This window comes from Marseilla massiliensis (assembly GCF_016899955.1).
Classification (GTDB): Bacteria; Bacteroidota; Bacteroidia; order Bacteroidales; family Bacteroidaceae; genus Prevotella; species Prevotella intestinigallinarum.
Window position 1 is genome coordinate 1 of record NZ_JACJJL010000075.1, and the last position, 1,683, is coordinate 1,683.

The 1,683-nt window shown below is 40.2% G+C and carries 1 pseudogene; it reads right to left on the minus strand.

Features of this window, described 5'->3' with window-relative positions:
• Positions 1-506: 506 nt before the first annotated feature.
• A pseudogene (locus H6B30_RS15925) lies at positions 507-1,259 on the minus strand (RHS repeat domain-containing protein); the annotation flags it as partial.
• Between the last annotated feature and the right edge of the window lie 424 nt (positions 1,260-1,683).

Here is a 1,683-nt window from a genome sequence, read left to right on the forward strand (position 1 = left end):
AAAGAACTCAATTCTTCCCTTTTGCCGGGATTGTTTGATTAATATTAATTTGTCCCGATTTTAACGGGACACTAATGATATTCCATGATTTCAATATGATATAGAGGGTTTCCTTCTTTGTCCTTATAGGACATTAACTTTTCTGCAAATCCAGCAGCATGTGCTCCACCTTGACTATGAGAAATCACTTTAATTGTTTCATTTTTTGAAAGTTTTATTTTTCCTTCCGTAACCATCTTATGGAACAACTCTGCCTTTTTATAACCTTCATTCACCCTATCTTGTGCACTTGAGTTCCAATATGAAGAACCACTTGTAAATCCCACATTATCATCTTTATAAGCCTTTTTGTAAAAGGCTACCAAATCTACTTTTCGACCAAATGAATTCTTATCTGTAGACCAATAATGATAAACATCTGTAGGGTGAATTTTAAAACCACCATAAAAGCTCTTCTGATCCATGCTTGCATGCCAAAGTCTTAAACCATTAATAAACAGAATATATTTACCATCTGGATCTATATACCTGATTGGATTATTTGCGGTATAATTGTATGGCGATAAATCGTGATATTTTTCTGCTAACGGATCTACGCTCATCCAAAGACTAATCCTTGGTTCATAGTATCTCGCACCATAGTAGTACATACCGGTTTCCTCATCATACTCCTTGGCATTGAAGAGATAAGGCGTGTTCCACGTATTGTTGCGCTCTTCTATGAACACTTCTCCAAATGGAACATACTCAATGTGCTGTACCACCTCACCGTCAAGATTGGTGATATAGCTGGAGCTGCCCAAGTGATCGGGATGGTAGTAGAACTGCATCCGCTCATATTCTTCGGTATTGTGGAAATTATTGGAAACAGCTCGTGTTTTCAACATCTTCGCCCTTGCAGCTTCCGGTGAATCATCATTACATCAGAAGCCTTCACCGTTTACATAGTCGTTGTTGTCCTCACCATTGTAATGCACACCGAAGTCGGCATAGTTGTCCTTGATGGCTTGTTGCTGGCGGTTATACTTCGTCTGATAGTCTACGCTGACACCATCCGCTTCAGTTCCTGCGTATGGTATGCGCCTTGGGTCGGCACCATAGCTGGCAAGGTCGCCTAATTTGCTGACGATACGCTGGTTTCCGATGTAGATGTGCTTGGTGTACTTGCCACCCTGACTTGCCACAAGGTAGGGGCTGACATAGAGGGAGAACTTGGCGATGTTGGTCACACCCCCGAAGAACTCGGAGTTATCATAGATGATTGTCGGCCACGCCTCGGAAAAGCATAAGCAATCTTGGCTTTGCACTCGATTACCCGAAACTTTGGCATCGTAAAGGTATCGGTGACCGTTGACAACCTTCTCACGGTTTGTTCCCTCAGTAAGATAATTCAGTATCATTATCAAATTTGGTGATGCAGGTTGAACATCCAAAATGGTCTTTGTAATAGTCATAATGTTCATTTTTACTACAGTCATGCGGAGTAGGACAATGGGGCCTCTTCACGGTTTAATCTATGGGTATCAACATATGCTACCATCTCATTCAACAAGTTATTGACATCCACCCTTAATATCGAATTTTCACATTCTATTAAAATCCTATTTAACGTGAGTTCGATGAATTATAACTATTTGTAAATTTGGTGATTAGCGAAAATTGTTGTAACTTTATAGTGTTCAA